The sequence below is a fragment of the Halarcobacter sp. genome, assembly GCF_963675975.1.
Taxonomy (GTDB): domain Bacteria; phylum Campylobacterota; class Campylobacteria; order Campylobacterales; family Arcobacteraceae; genus Halarcobacter.
This window is the reverse complement of sequence record NZ_OY780939.1, coordinates 1856973-1876378: the sequence shown is the minus strand read 5'-3', so window position 1 is coordinate 1876378 and position 19406 is coordinate 1856973. Positions and strand designations below refer to the sequence as shown.

Annotated in this window: 21 protein-coding genes; 7 read left to right on the top strand and 14 right to left on the bottom strand. The window is 25.4% G+C overall.

What is annotated here, in order from left to right:
* The first annotated feature begins 38 nt into the window (after window positions 1–38).
* Window positions 39–674 carry an HAD-IA family hydrolase gene (locus tag ACKU3H_RS09255; protein WP_320033564.1) on the top strand — a complete coding sequence of 212 codons (636 nt, stop codon included), beginning with the start codon at window positions 39–41 and terminating at the stop codon, window positions 672–674.
* Here the strand turns inward: ACKU3H_RS09255 and ACKU3H_RS09250 are convergent.
* The gene (locus ACKU3H_RS09250; protein ID WP_320033563.1) at window positions 660–1775 is read right to left on the bottom strand and encodes an aminotransferase class I/II-fold pyridoxal phosphate-dependent enzyme; all 1116 of its coding nucleotides are present in this window, start codon (window positions 1773–1775) and stop codon (window positions 660–662) included. The two genes, ACKU3H_RS09255 and ACKU3H_RS09250, sit on opposite strands and share 15 nt — an antisense overlap.
* 326 nt (window positions 1776–2101) lie before the next feature.
* Here ACKU3H_RS09250 and ACKU3H_RS09245 point away from each other — a divergent pair, with 326 nt between their 5' ends.
* Both ACKU3H_RS09245 and ACKU3H_RS09240 read left to right on the top strand, forming a co-directional pair.
* Complete coding sequence (locus ACKU3H_RS09245) at window positions 2102–2851, top strand: hypothetical protein (RefSeq protein WP_320033562.1); 750 nt, start codon at window positions 2102–2104, stop codon at window positions 2849–2851.
* A 72-nt stretch (window positions 2852–2923) separates the two neighbouring features.
* Window positions 2924–3391 carry a ferritin family protein gene (locus tag ACKU3H_RS09240; protein WP_320033561.1) on the top strand — a complete coding sequence of 156 codons (468 nt, stop codon included), beginning with the start codon at window positions 2924–2926 and terminating at the stop codon, window positions 3389–3391.
* Between the two features lie 16 nt (window positions 3392–3407).
* Here ACKU3H_RS09240 and ACKU3H_RS09235 read toward each other — a convergent pair whose 3' ends face one another.
* The 6 genes from ACKU3H_RS09235 to ACKU3H_RS09210 all read right to left on the bottom strand — a co-directional run bounded on the left by ACKU3H_RS09235 (window position 3408) and on the right by ACKU3H_RS09210 (window position 8039).
* A complete protein-coding gene (locus tag ACKU3H_RS09235; RefSeq protein WP_320033560.1) occupies window positions 3408–3704 on the bottom strand; it encodes a hypothetical protein in 297 nt (98 codons plus the stop codon).
* A 15-nt stretch (window positions 3705–3719) separates the two neighbouring features.
* Window positions 3720–4922 carry a hypothetical protein gene (locus tag ACKU3H_RS09230; protein ID WP_320033559.1) on the bottom strand — a complete coding sequence of 401 codons (1203 nt, stop codon included), beginning with the start codon at window positions 4920–4922 and terminating at the stop codon, window positions 3720–3722.
* Window positions 4923–5013: 91 nt separating this feature from the next.
* Window positions 5014–5571 carry a TlpA disulfide reductase family protein gene (locus ACKU3H_RS09225; RefSeq protein ID WP_320033558.1) on the bottom strand — a complete coding sequence of 186 codons (558 nt, stop codon included), beginning with the start codon at window positions 5569–5571 and terminating at the stop codon, window positions 5014–5016.
* Window positions 5572–5579: 8 nt separating this feature from the next.
* Window positions 5580–6008 (bottom strand): disulfide oxidoreductase, encoded by a 429-nt coding sequence (locus tag ACKU3H_RS09220; protein ID WP_320033557.1) that lies wholly within the window; start codon window positions 6006–6008, stop codon window positions 5580–5582.
* A gap of 58 nt (window positions 6009–6066) precedes the next feature.
* On the bottom strand, window positions 6067–7089 hold the full coding sequence (gene mltB / locus ACKU3H_RS09215; protein WP_320033556.1) for a lytic murein transglycosylase B: 1023 nt from the start codon (window positions 7087–7089) through the stop codon (window positions 6067–6069).
* 23 nt (window positions 7090–7112) lie between these two features.
* Window positions 7113–8039 carry a methyltransferase domain-containing protein gene (locus ACKU3H_RS09210; RefSeq protein ID WP_320033555.1) on the bottom strand — a complete coding sequence of 309 codons (927 nt, stop codon included), beginning with the start codon at window positions 8037–8039 and terminating at the stop codon, window positions 7113–7115.
* A gap of 130 nt (window positions 8040–8169) precedes the next feature.
* Between ACKU3H_RS09210 and ACKU3H_RS09205 the strand changes: the two genes are divergently transcribed.
* Together ACKU3H_RS09205 and ACKU3H_RS09200 are read left to right on the top strand one after the other, a co-directional pair.
* Complete coding sequence (locus ACKU3H_RS09205) at window positions 8170–9546, top strand: PhoH family protein (RefSeq protein WP_320033554.1); 1377 nt, start codon at window positions 8170–8172, stop codon at window positions 9544–9546.
* A gap of 74 nt (window positions 9547–9620) precedes the next feature.
* The gene (locus tag ACKU3H_RS09200) at window positions 9621–9983 is read left to right on the top strand and encodes a hypothetical protein (protein ID WP_320033553.1); all 363 of its coding nucleotides are present in this window, start codon (window positions 9621–9623) and stop codon (window positions 9981–9983) included.
* 13 nt (window positions 9984–9996) lie between these two features.
* Here the strand turns inward: ACKU3H_RS09200 and ACKU3H_RS09195 are convergent, their stop codons facing one another.
* The 4 genes from ACKU3H_RS09195 to ACKU3H_RS09180 are packed head-to-tail and all read right to left on the bottom strand — an operon-like array spanning window position 9997 to window position 14554.
* Window positions 9997–10278 carry a peptidylprolyl isomerase gene (locus tag ACKU3H_RS09195; protein WP_320033552.1) on the bottom strand — a complete coding sequence of 94 codons (282 nt, stop codon included), beginning with the start codon at window positions 10276–10278 and terminating at the stop codon, window positions 9997–9999.
* A 43-nt stretch (window positions 10279–10321) separates the two neighbouring features.
* Entirely contained in the window at window positions 10322–11653 is a 1332-nt protein-coding gene (gene dbpA, locus ACKU3H_RS09190; RefSeq protein WP_320036474.1) for an ATP-dependent RNA helicase DbpA, read from the bottom strand.
* A gap of 49 nt (window positions 11654–11702) precedes the next feature.
* Complete coding sequence (locus ACKU3H_RS09185; RefSeq protein WP_320033551.1) at window positions 11703–14021, bottom strand: PAS domain-containing protein; 2319 nt, start codon at window positions 14019–14021, stop codon at window positions 11703–11705.
* A 2-nt stretch (window positions 14022–14023) separates the two neighbouring features.
* Window positions 14024–14554 (bottom strand): DedA family protein, encoded by a 531-nt coding sequence (locus tag ACKU3H_RS09180; RefSeq protein WP_320033550.1) that lies wholly within the window; start codon window positions 14552–14554, stop codon window positions 14024–14026.
* Window positions 14555–15044: 490 nt separating this feature from the next.
* On the opposite strand from ACKU3H_RS09180, the gene ACKU3H_RS09175 reads away from it, so the two are divergent.
* Both ACKU3H_RS09175 and ACKU3H_RS09170 read left to right on the top strand, forming a co-directional pair.
* Complete coding sequence (locus ACKU3H_RS09175) at window positions 15045–16274, top strand: EAL domain-containing protein (RefSeq protein ID WP_320033549.1); 1230 nt, start codon at window positions 15045–15047, stop codon at window positions 16272–16274.
* A complete protein-coding gene (locus ACKU3H_RS09170; RefSeq protein WP_320033548.1) occupies window positions 16264–17067 on the top strand; it encodes a diguanylate cyclase domain-containing protein in 804 nt (267 codons plus the stop codon). The genes ACKU3H_RS09175 and ACKU3H_RS09170 overlap by 11 nt, the downstream gene beginning before the upstream one ends.
* On the opposite strand, the gene ACKU3H_RS09165 is transcribed toward ACKU3H_RS09170, so the two are convergent.
* Genes ACKU3H_RS09165 through ACKU3H_RS09155 form a run of 3 tightly spaced genes read right to left on the bottom strand, consistent with a single transcriptional unit; the run spans window position 17054 to window position 19388 of the window.
* Window positions 17054–17968, bottom strand: coding sequence for a biotin-dependent carboxyltransferase family protein (locus ACKU3H_RS09165; RefSeq protein WP_320033547.1), 915 nt, complete (start codon window positions 17966–17968; stop codon window positions 17054–17056). The two genes, ACKU3H_RS09170 and ACKU3H_RS09165, sit on opposite strands and share 14 nt — an antisense overlap.
* Complete coding sequence (gene pxpB / locus ACKU3H_RS09160; RefSeq protein WP_320033546.1) at window positions 17965–18642, bottom strand: 5-oxoprolinase subunit PxpB; 678 nt, start codon at window positions 18640–18642, stop codon at window positions 17965–17967. Before pxpB ends, ACKU3H_RS09165 begins: the two co-directional genes overlap by 4 nt.
* Window positions 18642–19388: a 5-oxoprolinase subunit PxpA gene (locus tag ACKU3H_RS09155; protein WP_320033545.1), complete on the bottom strand. Its 747-nt coding sequence runs from the start codon at window positions 19386–19388 to the stop codon at window positions 18642–18644. Before ACKU3H_RS09155 ends, pxpB begins: the two co-directional genes overlap by 1 nt.
* Window positions 19389–19406: the final 18 nt, after the last annotated feature.

The window sequence follows — 19406 nt, the reverse complement described above, 5'->3', positions numbered from 1 at the left end:
TTTAGTATACTTCCCAAAAAAACTAAAGGAATTCTTCTTTGAAAAAATATATTTTATTTGACAATGATGGGGTTTTGGTTGAAACTGAACCACTTTACTATGAAGCAAGTAAAAGGGCTTTAAAAGAGTTTTTTAATGTAAATCTTCAATTTGATGACTATATGAAAATAATGACAGATGGTAATGGAGTTTGGGTAGCTGCACCAAATGCTAGTCAAGAAGAGATAAGAATTGCAAGAGAACAAAGAGATGTTTATTATCAAGAATATTTAAAAAAAGAAGATATTGCTATTAAAGATGTTCATGAAGTTTTAAATGAACTTAGTAAAAACTATAAAATGGGAATAGTTACAACTTCAAGAAGAGTTGATTTTGAATTGATCCACAACAATAGAGGTATTAGTGATTTTATGGATTTTGTATTATGTGTAGAAGATTATCCAAGAGCTAAACCCTACCCTGATCCTTATTTAAAAGGTTTAGAACTTTTTAATGCAAAAAAAGAAGAAACAATTGTAGTAGAAGACTCACAAAGAGGTTTAATCTCTGCAAATAAGGCAGATATAGATTGTGTTATAGTTCATAATCAATTTACCCAAACACAAGATTTTTCAACAGCTAAACGTAAAATAAAAGATTTAAAAGAGTTATTAGAAGTTTTACCTTCTTTTTAAATACTCTTTTAATCTTTTTATTCCCTCTTTCATATGCTCAATATCTCTTGTATAGGCAAATCTTAGATATTTGTTTGTATTATTTGAACCAAAATCAACTCCAGGAGTTGTAGCTATATGAATATTTTCAAGTAACTCTTTAGCAAAAGAGAAACTATCGTTTGTATATTTTGATACATCAGCCCAAAGATAAAATGCTCCATCAGGTTTGGCATCAACTGTAAATATCTCATTTAATTCATTAAATAAGAAATCTCTTCTTTCTTTAAATATCTCTTTGATTGAATCTAAATATTCATAATCAAAAGCTTCTAATGCACCATATTGAGATAAAGTTGGTGCTGATATAAAAATATTTTGAGCAATAATCTCAGCTTCTCTACTTAAATATTTTGGAACAATCATCCATCCTAAACGAAGTCCCGGCATACAATAATATTTTGAAAAGCCATTAATAACTATTACATCATCACTAAAATTAAGTGCAGTACTTGCATCTTTTTCATAAACCAACCCATGATAAAGTTCATCTGAAATAAAAGCAATATCATTTGTATTACAATACTCTATTAACTCTTTTAAGTTTTTGTCACTGTATATATTTCCTGTGGGATTAGAAGGTGAAGATATTTGTAAAGCATCTATTTTATTTCTTTTTAGATGTTCAACATTTAATTGATAACCACAAGTTTTATCAATATTCATAAAAACTGGATCTATATCAAGCATATGTGCAAAATTTTTGTAACATGGATAAGAAGGATCACTTAATCCCAATTTCCCTTTATGTTTTAAAGTTAAAGTGTATGCAACTAAAAAAGCCCCTGAAGTTCCAGGAGTAAGTAATACTTGTGAGGGTTCTATATCTACATTATAAACTTTTTTATAATGACTTACAATTTTTTCTCTAAGTTCTAATAATCCTAAACTTTCAGTGTAAGAGAACTTATCATTTTCTAAGGCTTTTTTTAAACTCTCTTTTACTTTTGGTGTAGGATTTAAGTCAGGTTGCCCTATTTCAAAATGTATAGAGTCTTCATATTTTTGTGCATCTCTTACAATATCCATAACTATAAAAGAGCTCATCTTTTCATATCTCATATAATATTCCTAAATTAAAAGAAAAGATTATATCTAAAATTTATAAGTGGGATTTAAAAATATGCAATGAAATTAACAAAAGCGAAGGAGAAGAATAAATACTTTGCTAATTTTCATTGCGTTTTGGCTGTGTTATTTTTACATCAAATTTTTTAATGTATTGAAATCTTAACAGAATAGACTTAAACGTTTTCATATAAAAAAAACAAATAGGATAATTTTAGTCTTATTTAAGTTTAAATGATAATTTTTATCGTTAAATATATTTTTACGTAATAATTTGTTCTTTTTAGCTATTATTATAAAAAAGAATTTTAAGGACAAATATGCAATATTTTGGTGTTATTGAAACTAAATATGAAGAGATTTTTCTAACTTCAAGTTTTTTATACTTTAATAAAGAAGATGAAGAGATAAGTGCTAAAGAGTTAAAACAATTAATAAAAACAAACAAAGATAAAAAAAAGAATATTGCAGGAACAATATTTTTATATAATCCTGTAGTAACACCTGTAGGTTATGATTCTAACTCTTTCCTTTTAGAACAAGGCTTTGATAATTTTGGTGAATATATTGAATTAAAGCAAGAAAACTACATCACAGCCTTTAAACAAGCTTTATCATCAAATTATGAAGGAAAGCTTGTAGAGATTAAAAATCTTTTTAATCTAAATGAAGAAAATATTGATGCATCACAACTTCTAATGAAATTTAATTCTGATTTAGAAACATATAACTCTACACAGAATACAGAGTTTGATAGAGATATTATGTATTTTGATGCACAAACATTTATTCCTAGTGGTAAATTTGTATTTTTTGCTTGGGGTGAAAAAATCAATTCTAAAGAGTTTCCTTATATAGATAGTTATGCAAGAACAATTTATGACAGAGTAAAACAAATGGGTAAAAAGATAGCTTTTGTTTATAAAAAAGAGAAAACTCAACCTTGGTGTGAAGAGCATCTTCAATTTGCAGCATTAACAAAAAATAATAACAAATATAAGCATGCTATCACTCATTCGATAAAAAAATCATTTGAGCAAATTCCACCTGAAACAGTTGCATATGAATAAATTAATTATTTCATTGACTTAATTTATATTGTGTGATATTATATTATATAAACTTATTTTAAAGGGACTAGTATGAACGTTTATGAATACGCAATGAAAGTTGAAAAAGAGGGTGAAGCTTACTATAGAGAGATGGCATCAAGAGCACAAAATTCTGGCTTAAAAAGAATTTTTACTATGCTTGCTGATGAAGAAGTGAAACATTACAATATCTTTAAAAGTATGATGAAAAAAGAGAATATGGATTTAGATAAATTAGATCTTATTACAGATACAAAAACTATATTTCAAACATTAACTGAAGAAAAAGATAATGTTAGTTTAGATGCTGAACATATTCAATACTATAAAGATGCAATTGCAAGAGAAGATAACTCTCACGATTTTTATGCTACTAAAGCCCAAGAATTAGAAGATGAAAAAGAGAAAAAAGTTTTCTTACAAATTGCAGATGAAGAGATAAAACATAAAAGAGTACTAGAAGAGATTGTAATTTATTTACAAGAACCAGCTGACTGGGTAGCTAGTGCAGAATTTTAAAGGTGAATAATCACCTTTAAAATGAAGCAAGCTTAGAGATTAAAGCTTTAACTTCTGCATCATCAAAAAAGATATTATTATGCAATTCTTTACTTGCTTGTTTTAAAAACTCTATCTTTTTTTGAGATAAAACATCTTTATCTTTTTCATATTTTGAAATCAATTTCATCATCTCATATTCATATTGTTTTGTAATCTCTTCTTTTTTTAAATGTGATGGTTTTGCATTTATAGTTGAACGTCTAAAAAGTAGTACAACTAAACCTACAAGAAGAATAATCATAACCAAATAAACAAAAGTATTATCACCCACAGTTTTTCTCCAAAATTAATTATTTACACTATTTTGTATATTAGTTGAAATTGGTCTTTTATTTAAAGACTTAGCTTCTAAAGCTATAGACTCAGCTCTCTTTGCAATACTTAGAGCTTCTTCAATTTTTTTAGTATTCTCTTCATTTAAAGCTATATTATCAACTCTTTCAATTAGAGTTCTAAACTCCATATGACCCAATACTTCAATCACACCTTTTGATTTTGAAACAAACTCTATATGCTCTTTGTCTCTCCAGTTATTTGTTAAGGATTCATCAATATATTTTTTATACTCATTTTCAATAGAAAGAGGATTTGCGATAAAGGCTAAATCTAAGTGAATATCATCTTTTTTATCAAAAAATAGATTATATAATTGTTGTAAATAGTTTGACAATTTTAAAGCAGAAATATAATTATAAACTTTTTCATTTTGTTTTGATTCAATTAAATAATCTAATATATTAATTGAAAGTTCACAATCTGCATTTTCAAATATTGAATCTATTTTATCTTGACAATATTTATAGATCTGTTTAGTTTTTTCTTCACTCATAGATTCAACTAATTTATAAATGTCACTGTTATAACCAAAACTAAATCTATTTAATTCTTTTTTCATAATATCTAAGATTAAATTAGGATTTGAAAGAGTATTAGCATAAGATACAATTGCATTTATATTTTCAAGTTCAGCTGTATTGTAATTTATATTTTCACAATAATATTTTATATCTAAAAATAGATTATCTTCTAAAACTTCTTTTGATTTTGTCTCAAAAAAATTTGTAAGTTCAGTATTATTATATTTTTTAGAACCAATTGCCAAATTTTCAAAGCTTTTACTTAAACTTATGTAACTATCAATCTTTTTATCAATATCTAAATTAGCAATTAATTTTGCACCTCTAAATAAAATATGTTCTTTTAAAGAGTTTAAGCTTGTAGCTACTTCTTCTCCCCTTTTAGGAAGTTCTTCAGCAAGTTCTTTTATTTTTTTATCAAACTCATCAAAAGTTTTTGAATCTTGAAGTGTTTCAACTAATTTTAATGCATTTTTTCTTTTTATTGAACGATCAATAAAGAAATATCCTATAAAAATTAAAACAACTATAGTACCCAATGCAATCAAAGTTTCATTAGGTGCTTTTTGGTAAATTTCAGAGATGTTAAAAGAAGAGTCTTTTACAATAGTTATAAAATCAGATAGTGACATTTTGCTCCCTCTATATTTTTGTAATTAGAGTATACAAAAATATAGCTGATATTTGTAGTTAGGAGCAAAACAATTATAGTTTTAAAATAGTTTAGTTACTTTTTATATAGTTTTCTAAATGTTCTTTATCCACTTCCCCAATATAATCTTTTGCAAAATTACCCTCTTTTGAATAAAGATATGATTCTGGAACTTTTTTTACATCATTAAAGGCTTTTGCCATTCTAAAGTTTTCATCTCCAACAGTAATTGGAAATTTGATATTATATTTTTTTATAAACTCTTCAAGCTCTTTTGGGTCTTTATCTTTTTCATATAAAACACCAACTATTTCAAACTTATCAGAATATTTTTCATATAACTCATTAAATACAGGAATCTCCTTAATACATGGTGGACACCAAGTAGCCCAGAAGTTTACTAAAACAATCTTATCTTTTATTGTTTTTGATTTTAATGTATTGTTTTCAACAGTTAAAGAGATAGTTTTACCCTCTGTTGTTTTTAAAGTATAAGTCTTATTACTCATTGCTTTTAACTCTTCAAAGCTTCCACTGTTGTCAACTACTGGTTTTGCTTCCTCTTCTTTGTTACATCCTGTAAAAAAAACTACTGCTAAAATTGAAAATAAATATAAAAATTTTTTCATCTGTATCCTTAATATTTTTTTGCTTTATTTTGTCCAATTAGTAATAAAATTAGAATTAAACTAAAGGCAGTTAATGAAAGAAAAGGTATATTAACAAAACCAAAATACTGAAAATATTCCGTTGAACAAGGAACTCCATGTTTACAAGGAACTACATCCTCACTAATTATTCCCCACATTAAAAGGTTATGATAAAAAGAGAAACAAAAACCAATAAATGTCAAAGGTATTGCATATTTAAAAATATTAGAATCACTCTCTAAAAGATTAATTAAAAATAAAAAAACTAAAGGGTACATAAAAATTCTTTGGTACCAACACATTGTACATGGAATAAAATCCATAAATTCACTAAAAAACAAAGAGCCCAGTGAAGCAACACTAGCGATTAAAAAACAATAAAAAATTGTTGTTGATATAACTTTCTTATTATGCATAACTATCCTATAAATAAAATATATTTTATCTTTTATATGTGTAGTGAGTGTGGATTCACTATATTTTTTGATACAAAGATTCAATCTCTTTTGCTAGTTTGTAAACTGCCATAGCGTAGTAAGAACTTCTATTATACCTAGTGATAACATAAAAGTTTTCAGTACCATACCATAATTCATCATACTTTTTTCTATCAAGTTTTATTAAATGTACTTTTTTAGGATAATAAAATCTATTTGATCTTGGTTTTATTCCTGTAAGTTTTGAACGTTTGTATTTATATTTATAACCTGTTTTAAATCTATTAAATCTTTTTCCTTGATAACTAACCCTTGTTGCAACTGGTACTGTTTTATTCCAACCAGCTTTACTAAGATAGTTTGCAACACTTCCTATTGCATCTATTTCATTGTTTAAATCTACTATTCCGTCATTATTAAAATCTACTGCAAGTTTTTCAAAATTGCTAGGCATAAATTGGGCTAAACCAATAGCTCCTGCGTAAGAGCCATAAATAGTTTTGGGATTCTTTTTATTTTTTTTAGACAAAATAAGAAATTGTTTTAACTCACTTTTAAAAAACTTATTTCTTCTATTTTTTTCAAAACTTAATGTTGCCAAAGTATCAAAAACAGGATAGTTTCCAGTTTGTTTACCATAAAAACTCTCTACACCTAAAATTGCCGTTATATACTCAGGCTGAACTCCAAAAGTTTTATAGGCTCTTCTTAACTCTTTTTTATATTTTTTCATAAAAGAGGCACCTAAAGAAACCCTTTTTTCTGTTATAAACATTTTTTCATATTTATCCCAAGTACCTTTTATTTTTTTACTTTTAGCTATTTTTTTCTTTTTTGGTTTTTTAGATATTTTTGGTTTTTTGTAAAAATTTAAAGCTGTTTTTTGAATCTTAACTTCTGAAAAAAGTTTTTCTAACTCTTTTTTATCATACTTATAGTTTTTTGACAAATCATTTATGAAAGCTTTAACTTCTTCATTTTTACTATAATTTTCTATTTTTGCAAATAGACTATAAGGGAGAATAAAAAGTATTAATATTTTAAAAAATATATTATTCATAAAATTTCCTTATTAATCAACTTCTACCTTATAGATGTAGCAGTTAAAAATATATAATACTGTCCGGTTAAAGTAACTCTAAATTTTTTCTGTTGTAAATACTTTTTACAAAAATTTGCATCTTTAAAAAGTACTGACAGCTCTGGGAAAGAATAATTAGCAGCCTTTGCTCCGTATATAATCTCACCATCTATCCATCTAGAATTTGGAAAACCCAAAATCATACTTCCATCTTTTTTCAAATAGTTTTGAACAATATTCATAAATGTTTTATTAAATTCTAAATTTGAACTTTGAAAAGTTCCAATTGATATTATCAAATCAAACTTACCCAAATGTAATTTATCAATCTCTTTAATATCAAAATTAATTAATTCAACATTCTTATCATCTTTAAAAATATTTTTTCCTTCTTCAATGGCAGAGGAACAATAATCAAGACCTACAAATTCTGTATCTTTAAAAGAATCAAAATACTGTTTTATCAACATAAACTCATCACCATTGTTTATTCCAAGGTTAAGTACTCTTTTTTTCTCTTCTATTTTTACATTTTTTAAACAATTCAAATATGTTAATAAAATCTCTGGTTGTTCATTTTTATTTATTGAATAGAATTTTGAATCAACTCCATATTTCTCTTTATCATTTACTTTTGAATTATGAAATGAATCTTGTGTATCAAGTTTTTTAAATATTAATTCAATTGTATTTAAAGATTTGATTTTAGGTGTTAGCATTTTACAAAACAGCTTTTGAGCTAAGTCTGTCCAGTCTTTATATCCTCTATATTTATATATTGTATCTTCTAGTTCAATTAATTGCCCACAATAAGAATCAAGAGAACAATCAGGGTTTAAAACCTCTATAGACACCTTCTCTTCTAACTTTAAAGATGATGTTAAATAATCAATAATCTCATATAAATTTTCATTTGTAAATTTTTTCATATTCTTCTTTTTATTTTTATTATAACTAAATTATTCAAACTATTTTTATAAAAAGTTCTAACATAATTTGATTACAAAATATATACATATCAATAACAATAATATAAATTTTAAATGATATAATTGTTTTATGAAAGAAAAAGTTTACGTAATAGATACAAACATCATCTTACAAAACATACAAAACTTAAGTAGAATATCTGACAATAAAACAAATACTATTGTAATTCCTGAAACAGTTTTAATTGAATTAGAGGACAAAAAGAAACTGGCAAATGAGTTAGGTTACTATTCAAGAGAGTTTGCAAGACTTTTGGCAAAGATGAAGATAAAAGAGGTTGATTATAAAATAGGCTTTAAAGTTGTAAAACTTTTTAATGATGAATTAAATCTTCATATTATTTCAAAAGAGAAATATGAATCAGAGATTGAACAAGTTCACTTAAGTGAAAGCAATGACAAAAGGATAATTGAAGTTGCTGCTATTGCTCAAGATTATTATAAAGGTGCACAAACACACTTCTTATCTTTAGATGTATATGCAAGAACATTTGCTTTATTTAAAGGGATTAAAACTGAGACTCTGCATGATGATAAATCAACAGTTCCAAATTTTGAATTTGTAAAAAATATTAAACTTGATTCATCAATTTTCAACTCACTTGATGGAGCAGATATTAGAAAGTATGATGAGGAATATACTTTTGAAAACTTTGGATATATTTTTGAAAGTGAAGATGGAAATACAGCTTATGCAATAGTTGTAAATGAAAGAATTAGTGTTTTAGATGATTCTGATTTTAAAGCTTTACAAGTAAGACCTGTAAACTTAAAACAAAAACTTTTTATGAAAGCTATTTTAACTGATATGTTTGATCTGCTTGTAATTGATGCTAAGGCTGGTTCAGGTAAAACCCTAATGTCAATTGTAAGTGCTATGAGACTTATTGATTTAGGGCATTATGATAAGATTGTATATGTTAGAAACTCCATAGAATCTCTTGATAAAGGTGCAGATATTGGATATCTTGCAGGAAATGATGAAAAATTTAGAATCTATAATATGGCTTTACAAGATACTTTAGAATTTATAGCAAAAAAACATCTTAAAAAAAGTGAAAATAGAGAAAACAAAGAATCTATTGAATCAAAAATTTCCGAACTAACTTCTAGGTATTGTGTTGAAACACTTTGGCCAGGTGAAGCTAGAGGAAGAACCTTATCAGAAGCAATAGTTATAATGGATGAGTGGCAAAACTCAAGTGAAAAAACCACTCAACTTATTTTAAGTAGACTTGATGAATCGTGTATGGCAATAGTTATAGGTTCAAATAGACAAATAGATAACTTGTACCTAAACAAGTATAATAATGGTCTTACTACACTTCTAAAACAAACAAGGGAAAAACATCCTGAGATAAATATGTTTGCAATTGAGTTAGAAAAAGCTGTAAGAGGTAAATTTGCTGAATTTACAGAAAGAATTTTTGAAAAGAAAAAACAATAATTATTGCAAATTGAAATATTTTAAACACTAAATAAAAAAACAGGGTAAAATTCCAATAAAAAAGGAGTTTTACCATGTCTATTCTAGGCCAATGCCCATACTGCAAAGGCAATGTTATCTCAAAAAAATTTACTACAAATGGAAAACAAATCAAACTATATACTTGTGAAAATGCAAAAAAAGAGTATGATGAGAGTGAACAATATGTATTTACAGCCGATTCAACTTGTAAATTTAGAGTTTATTCAAATGCCTTTTTAAGATGGAATAAAAAAAGTTTTTCAGAAAATGAGATGAAAAAACTTTTAAGAGAAGGACAAACAATAGTAAGACTTCATGGAAGAAAAGGTACCGGAGAATATTTTAAATATGTTATTCCACATGAAGAGTATGGGATTAGCGTTCTTTGGGATGAAGAGGTTGAGCAAACTGCTTAACCTCTAAATATAATTAATCTTCTCTTGAAGTTGTTTCTAAAAGATGAAATCCAAATTGTGTTTGCACAGGACCATGTACTACATTTACAGCTTCATTGAAAACTACTTTATCAAATTCTGGAACCATATCACCTTGATTAAAAGTTCCTAAGTCTCCACCTCTTGCACCTGATGGGCATTGAGAATATTCTTTTGCTAAATCTTCAAATTTTTCACCATTATCAATTCTTGTTTTTAATTCATTACAAAGCTCTTCACTCTCAACTAAAAGATGTCTTGCACTAGCTCTTGCCATATTATTTCCTTTTGTATTTTTTAGAAGAAAAATTCTATCATAACTATTTTTCAATAAGTTTAAATAGTTTTTTCTTTATTTTAATCTTTCCTAATTTTAATAATCTATCATCTAGTACTTCATTTTTAACTGCAACAAATGAAACAAAATCTAAAATTGTAATATTTCCAATTAAATCTTTATCTAAGCCTTCACCAGCTGTAAGAGCACCTAAAATATCACCCTTTCTTAGTTTATGTTTTTTACCACCAGTTATCAATAAAGTTTTATATTCAGCTTGTGGTTTATAGTTTGAATCTTCATATTCTAAAACATCACAAAACTCAATATCTGGAAATTTTTCATTTATTGGTTTAACTTTATAAAACTCATCATTATCATATAAAGTTATAGCTATACCTTTTTTTTCACCTCTGGCTGTTCTTCCTATTCTATGGGTATGAATTGTTTCATCTCTTGCAATATTAAAGTTTATTACAAAATCAATATTATCAATATCAATCCCTCTTGAAACAATATCTGTAGCAATTAAAATAGGTAAAGAACCATTTGAAAAAAGTATTACAGTTTCATCTCTGTCTCTTTGATCTAAATCAGAATGTAAAGTTAGAGATTCAACATCTTTATTCCATAATTGATTAGATAAATCCTCGCACATTGCTTTAGTGTTACAAAAGATAAGAATAGTTTTCATCTTATAGTGAGAGATAATTCTTAATAAATCATCAATTTTTCTATCTTCTGTAGTTTCATAAAATTTTTGTGTTATTGATTCTTTTTTATGGGTTTCAACATTTTCTATAAAAAGAGGTTTATCTAAAAGTTTCGAAGACAACTCCTCAATCTCTTTTTCATATGTTGCAGAAAACAATAAAGTTTGTCTTTTTTTAGGAATATAGTCTGCTATTTTTAATATATCTTCATAAAATCCCATATCTAACATCTTATCTGCTTCATCTAAAACAAAACTATTTACATTTGAAAAATCTATTTTTGTTTCATGGATATGTTGTAAAACTCTTCCAACAGTACCAACAACTATATGAGCGCCTACTTCTAAAGATGCAACTTGTGGTTTAAAAGGTGTTCCACCACATAAACTCAAAACTTTTATATTTGGTATAAACCTTAATACTTTTTTTATCTCAAGATTAATTTGATTTGCCAACTCTCTTGTTGGAGCTAAGATTAGACTTTGAATATGCATTGGTTTACTTTTAACTTCATTTGCCAAAGGTAAAGCAAAACAAAGTGTTTTTCCTGAACCTGTTTTAGATTTTACAATTACATCTTTTTTTTCTAAAATATCTTTTAAACACAAAGATTGTATTGTAGTCATCTCTTTAAACTTTTCAAACTCTAAAGCCTGTAAAATCTCATTTTTTATTTTTAATTCATTAAATTTTTTTATTTTTTATTCCTATTTATTCTTTTGTAAGGGGCAAAGTGATTGTAAACTTTGCCCCAAAATATTTCTTATTATTATATGTAAAAGTTGTATTTTCTGCACTTATTTGTCCATTCATATGTTTTACAACAATCTCCTCACACATATATAAACCGATACCTGTACCTTCACTATTATATTTAGTTGTAAAATATGGTTCAAAAACCTTAGCAATAATCTTTTCTTCTATTCCTTTACCATTATCTTTTATCTCTAAAATGTACTTATCAGCTTTTTTATATGAAGAGATTAAGATTAATTTCTCATTTTCTATTTTCATTAATTGATCTCTTGAATTATTTAAGATATTAATAATAACTTGTAAAAATTCATTTTCTAAACCATATAACTTATAATCTTCAATATTTTTTATAATATCAATATTTCTATTTTTAAATTGAGGTTTTACTAAAGATATAGCTTTATACATTACATCAGAAATATTAAAATAGTTTTTTTCTGAATTTGGCTTAAAAAAATTTCTAAAATCATCAATTGTTTTTGACAAATACTGGGTAGTATTATTTATAGTTGTGAAGGTTTCATCAAGTTTTTCATCAGTTAAAGAACCAATTTCTCTTTGAATTTTAGCTCCAGTTGCAGCTGTACTTATTAAACTTAAAGGTTGTCTCCACTGATGGGCAATATTAGATAACATCTCTCCCATTGCTGCCATTTTAGATTGCTGTAATAACATTAAATCTTTTTGTTTTAATTCTTTTTCTGCTTCAATTCTTTCTGTAATATCATTTATTGTTCCAAGGGATTTAATCAAATTATTTTTTTCATCATAAACATATTCACCTTTTACTTCTACATAAACAATTTTACCATCTTCTCTAAGAATTCTATATTCAAAGTTAAATTGACTATCTTTATTTAAAGCTAAATTTTTATTCTCTTTTAATTTAACTCTATCATCTTCATGTATAATTTTACTAAACTCACTAAAATCTACTTCTTCTATATTTTCATCATAGCCAATTATTCTTTTTGCTTCTTGGGAAAATGATATTTTATCTGAAATATAGTTGTGTTCCCAATTTCCAATATGTGCTATTCTTTGAGCTTCATTCAATATTTTTTGTGATTTTAATAACTCTTTATTTTGTTTTTTTAGTATTAATTTTAATTCCTCTTCCTTTGTTATATCAATTCGATAAGAAACAAATTCAACAATTTCATCATTTTTATCTAGAATAGGTGTTGCAATAACAATGAAAGATAATATTTTGCCCTCTTTTGATCTATTTTTAATAATACGCTTAATACTTTTTTTATTTTCTAAAAGTTCTATAAATTTTTCTTTTACACTTTCACTCTCATCTATTTCATCAATATATTTTATAGTGTTATAAGGCTTTCCTAGTAGTTCATTTTTTTGATACCCTAAAGTTTCACAAAAACCTTCACTTACATAGATAAACTCTTCATTTTTATTATATTTAGATACTATTGTACAATTTTCAAGGATAGTTGTATATTGTTTCAAATACTCTTTTGATTCGATTAGTTTAAGTTTTTCTTTTTCAACTTGTTCTTTAAATTTATTAACTGTTTTAGTTGTGAATTTATTCATTTTTAGAATAAAAAATATTAAAAAAATTAAAAAGAAAATAGTTATTTCAATATAACCTTTTAATTCTATATATATATTTTCTTTTATTTTTTCATCAATAAGACTTAATTCATCTTCTACATCTGAAATAAAAAAGCCACTTCCAACTATCCAATTCCATTTGTTTAAGATGGCAAAACCTTTTTTTAACATCTCTTTTTTTTCTTCAGGATGTATAAATGAATAATCAAAAAACACATATCCATTTTTGATAGCTAATTCTTGATAATTTTTAACAAACTTATTTCCATGTAAATCTATTCTATCTGAATCTAAAATCTTACCTTTGGGAACATTAGGATGAACTATTACTTTTTCTAAATAATTATTATCTTCTTGCTTAACTAATTCAAAAACAAAAAAATACTCTTTTGGATTTTTTTTATTAAGTTGTTCATAATATTTAATAACATATTTTTGTTTTTCTTCTTTTGTTAAATTAATCCCTTCAATTTTAGACATAAGAAGTTCATTTACTATCTGAACATGTACTCTTATATCTTTTATTTTATTATCTATATACTTTTCTTGAAGTTCAGTTTTTAATCTACTGTAACTTTCTTTTTTAAAATAGATAGCTGAATAAATTATTGCCATAACAAATAGTAGTACAAGCAGTAAACTAACTATTAAATTAATTTTACCTATATTGTTTTCATTTATAGGTATAGTTTTCAAGGTCAGATCTTTTTAAAATAATAAGAAACTGTAAAAACTATAAGTAATATAATCCCTACACCATAATATTTATATTCATCTGCATATGTCAAAATCACTTCTCCCATAATATAACTTGCATATCCTACAACTATAGCCCAAACAGCAGCCGCAACTGCATTATATATTGTGAACTTTTTAAAAGAGTATTTTGTTAATCCCATTGCTAAAGGGATTAAAGTTTTAATTCCATAAATATATTTTTGTATAAAAACAACTGGTGAGCCATATCGTCTCATCCACAAATGAGCAAGGGCAACTTTTCTACCATATTTACTCATAGTCTCTCTTGCATATTTTTTATTTGTTCTTGCCATATAAAACAAAAATTGGTCCCCAATAAAATTTGATATACCTGCAACCAACATAGCTATATACAAGTTTAAATCTCCTGTAAAAGATAAAACACCAGCTACAACTAAACCAACAAAACCACCACCAAATGAGTATAAAAACAGAGCAATATAACCCCAATCTCTAATAATATCTTCCAAACCTAACCTTAATTGTATTAATAAATTTCAAAAAATTATTTTCTATAACAAAATATCTAAATAAAATATATACTTTTATATACAAATATTAAAAAACATAACTATTATTATAATTAATTATAATGATAATATCTAAGCTTATAAAATATCTATTTTAACACTTTATCATATTTTAAAATAATAAAATTCCATTTTAGCATCTTTTATCAATATTTATTTATAAAAAAATTAAAATATTAAATATTTAAGAAACAAATAGTATTATCAAAATATTTTATTTGTATGATACTATTTTATTAAAATTTAACAAAATTATTTTACGAAATTTTATCAAAATATTTTTAAATTTTGTTTTTTTATACAATCTGTATACCCTATAATATTTTTTATACAATTTTTTTAAAAATTTAAATCTTCCTTTCATTAATATATACATTTCTTAAGATTAAATTACTTATACTGAGTTTATTGAATATAAAGAAGGTATAAAATGTCCTTATTTCAGAGGTTTTGCAAACATTTTTACAAGAACAACACTAAAACTATATTTATAGTTGATGTACTTTATATGAAAGATTTAAATGCATTTTATGGATTTAAAAATGGTGACTTTATCTTATCTCAATTGTATAAATTGCTTAAAAATAAAGTAAAAAAAGAGATATCTTTTTTTCTAAAAAAAAATATCTGTATTGAGATAAAAAATGAACATGTTGATGTCTTTACTATTACCATTTATGATGAGTTAGTTGAGATGGATATTATGGAAGTTAAAAATATTATTTTTAACAATATCATGAGTTCACAATTTTTTCTTATAAATACAAAAAACGCTATTGATATTGATGTTACAATTGGTTGTGCTAAAGGTAAAGATAAAGATTTATTAATTTATGCAGAAAGAGCTTTACAAAATGCAAAAATGAATTACATACACTTTATGTATTATGATTCAAAACTGTATAAAAACCATTTTATAAACGAAGAGCTATTAACAACTTTACATAGAAATATAAAGAATAAAACTGTTGAACCTTATTTTCAAGCAATACAAGATAATAAAACATCTAAAATAGTTAAATATGAAGCTTTAATGAGAATATATGATAAAGAGGGAAATATCATCATGCCTCAAGCTTTTATTGAAAAAGCAAGAAAATATCGACTCTTTAATAAAATGATGGAAATTCTTATATTAAAAGTAATTAAATATATTAAAAAATATGAGATTGAAGTTAGTATAAATCTTGATTATAGTGATATTTTAAATCCAACTATGAAAAATATCATTATAGACAATATAAAAAGCAGTAATGTAGGCAAATACTTAACAATTGAGATATTAGAGAGTAAAAAAATCAGTAATTACTATTTGGTTAATGATTTTATTAACGATTTAAAAGCATTTGATGTAAAGATTGCCATAGATGATTTTGGAAGTGGTTTTTCAAATTATGAGCATATTTTAAATATCAATACAGACTATATCAAACTTGATGGAAGTTTAATAAAAAAGATTGATGTTGACGTATATTATAACCTAGTAAAAAGTATTGTTCAATTTTGTAAAGAACAAAATATTAAAGTTGTTGCTGAGTTTGTGAGTGATTTAAAAATTTATAGATATGTTAAATCTTTAGATATAGATTATTCACAAGGTTATTATATTGGTAAACCAGAAAAAATTGATATATTAATGAAAGGTATTAATGAAAGCTAAATTAAAAGAGATAACAGATTCTACGATAAATGAACTTTTATCTAATGAAATAATTTTACCATCTTGTTATTTTCAATGCTTTGATAAAAATGCTAAAAATATAGATTTAGATATTGGAAGTGAAAACTTTGAAAAAGAATTAAATAAATTAATATTTAAAGAATATAATGAAATTAACTCTTATATAAATGATGCAGTAAAAACTATTGATAGTGCTGCAAGTATCACAAAAGAAGCTGAAAAAGCTATAGAATCTAATGACTCTTCCCTATTAAAATCTCTTTATAATCAAATATTAAACTTAAAAAAAGAACTAGAGTCTATTACAGATAATGTTTATAAAGATTATTTAACAAAAACATATAATAAAAAATGGTTATATCAAAACTATTTAAATGAAAAACTAGGCTTTAAAGAGGATGCTATTGTAACTCTTATAGATGTTAGAGATTATGAATATATTTCAAAAACATATAATAAATTAATAGCAGACAATCTTCTAATGTATATCTCTAGCTTTATTAGCACTAGATTAGAAGAAGAAGATTTAAAATTTAAATTTGTTAGATATTTAACTAATAAATTTATTATAGTATTCGAAGAAAATGATATTAATCAGATAAATACAATGTTAAATCTAGTTTTCAATATGTTATTTGAAACAATTTTAAAAAGTAACTCTGGAATAATGATAAAGCCAACTTTTGAATATGCAATAAAAGAGGTAAAAAAAGAACAAACTTTTCATAATGTTTTAGAAAAACTAATGAAAGAGACAACTAGTGAAAACTAGAATAAAACTTTTTTAGTTTTTCTTGTGCTTCTTTTATACCTATTTGTTCAAAGTTTATTTTTTGCCCTGCTTTCATTTGTGCTAATTTAAAACAATCAATACTAAAAACTGAACCAATTTTTGGATAACCACCTATTGTTTGTCTCTCTTTTAATAAAATAATTGGTTGCCCATCTTTTGGGATTTGAATTGCTCCAAAGGCTATCCCTTCTGAGATTATTCCATCTAAAGAGGATTCTATTTTTTCACCACTCAATTTACAAGCCATTCTGTTAAAATCAGGGGTAATAGTATATGTAGAATTAAAAAATTTATCTTTTTGCACTTTTGAAAAAGAGTTCTCTTGATATGATAAGATTACCCTTAGCGTTAATGTTGTTTCATAACTTGGAATATACTCTTTTTTTAATCTTTTAGGAATATATCTTTTATACTCTTTAAAGGGCAAAAAATCATTATTTTTAAGTTGAGTTCCATTTAAACCACCAAGATTCTCTTTTATTGTAACAGAACTGCTACCCAAATGTTTTTTAATATCAAAGCCACCTTTTACAGCCAAATAAATCCTTTGACCACTAAGTAACTTCCCTACTTCTAATAGATCACCTTTTTTGATATAGTGTGTTTGCCAAATAGCTTTCTCAAAACCATTTATTTTAAACTCACATCTAGCTCCAGTTATACTTATCATTGTATCTGCTGTAGCTTTTAATTTTACTCCAGCAAAGGCAATTTCTAATAAGTTTGAATTTATATTATTATCTAATAGTTTATGAGCTTTTAAAGCGGCAAATTCATCAAGAAAACCTGAACTTGCAACTCCTAAATGCATATATGATATTCGGCCAATATCTTCAATTAAGCTAAAAACTCCAGCTTTTATAACTTCAAAACCTATCATATGTTACCACCTTGAGAAAGAAACTCTTCTTTTGAAATTGGATTAAATTTTATTTTTGATTCTATTGAGATAGGAGATAACTCTTTTAAATTTTTATCAAAAAGTTCAAAAGCAGTTCTACCTAAAATATTCCATCCTCCAGGACTATCTTTTGGATAAATAGCTGTTTGTGTATCTGCAATAGCTACACTTCCTTTTGGTATTTTTTTTCTAGGAGTTTCTAATCTTGAAGTTTTTATTCTCTCATCAAGAGAAGCTAAATATGCAAACCCTGGTAAAAAGCCTATTGCATAAACATCATAAATTTTTGAACTATGAAGTTCAATAACCTCATCAATACTTAAATTTGATTTTTGGGCAACTCTTTGTAAATCAAAGCCAACCTCTTCATCATAATATACATCAATTGTTATGATATTTGTTTCATCCTCTTTATAATCTTCTAAAGAGCTTAATTTGCTATTTAAAAAACTTTTTATTGATTCAAAATCATAATAAAATATATCATAAGTGACTAATAAAGAGGTATAAGAGGGAATAAGTTCTATTAAACCTTTTCCTTTAAACTCTTTTAAAACTTTGTAGGCTGCTTTTACTTCTAAAGAACTTTGTTTTGAGATAGTATTACTAAAATAAATAATTACAGAATCTACAGATGCTATTTCTACAGTCATTAATTTAATACTTTATAAAGTGCTTGAATAAAAGATAAAGCATTTTCACCATCACCGTGAACACAAATTGTGTCAGCTTTTATATATAGTCTTTTTCCATTTACACTTTCAATATAACCATACTCTTTTAAAGTTTTAACTCTTTGCATCACTTCTAATTCATCTGTTATTACAGCATTAGGAAGCATCCTTGAAACTAAACTTCCATCATCATTGTAATTTCTATCAGCAAACACTTCATAAATCAAAGCTATATTATACATCTTAGCTGTATATTCAAAAGCTTCATTATCTGGGTTTGATAAAATCATCAATTTAATATTTTTATCAAATGAAGAGATTGCACTAAGAACAGCTTTGAAAATATTTTGATCTCTCATCATATCATTATATAAAGCCCCATGAGGCTTTACATAAGATACAGTTGTTCCATGAGCTTTACAAAAAGAGTATAAAGCTCCTATTTGATAAAGAACTTTTGATTTTATCTCTTCTAAAGAGCAACTCATACTTCTTCTACCAAAACCAACTAAATCTTGATATGAGGGATGAGCTCCAATTGTAACATTGTATTTTTTTGCTAGTTCAACTGATCTATTCATTGTAACAGCATCAGAAGCATGAAAACCACAAGCTAAATTTGCTAGTGAAATATAAGGCATAATATGTTCATCAGCACCCATTTTCCAGATACCAAAACTTTCACCCATATCACAATTTAATCTAATCATTTCATTACCTTGCATCAATAATATCCTTTATTT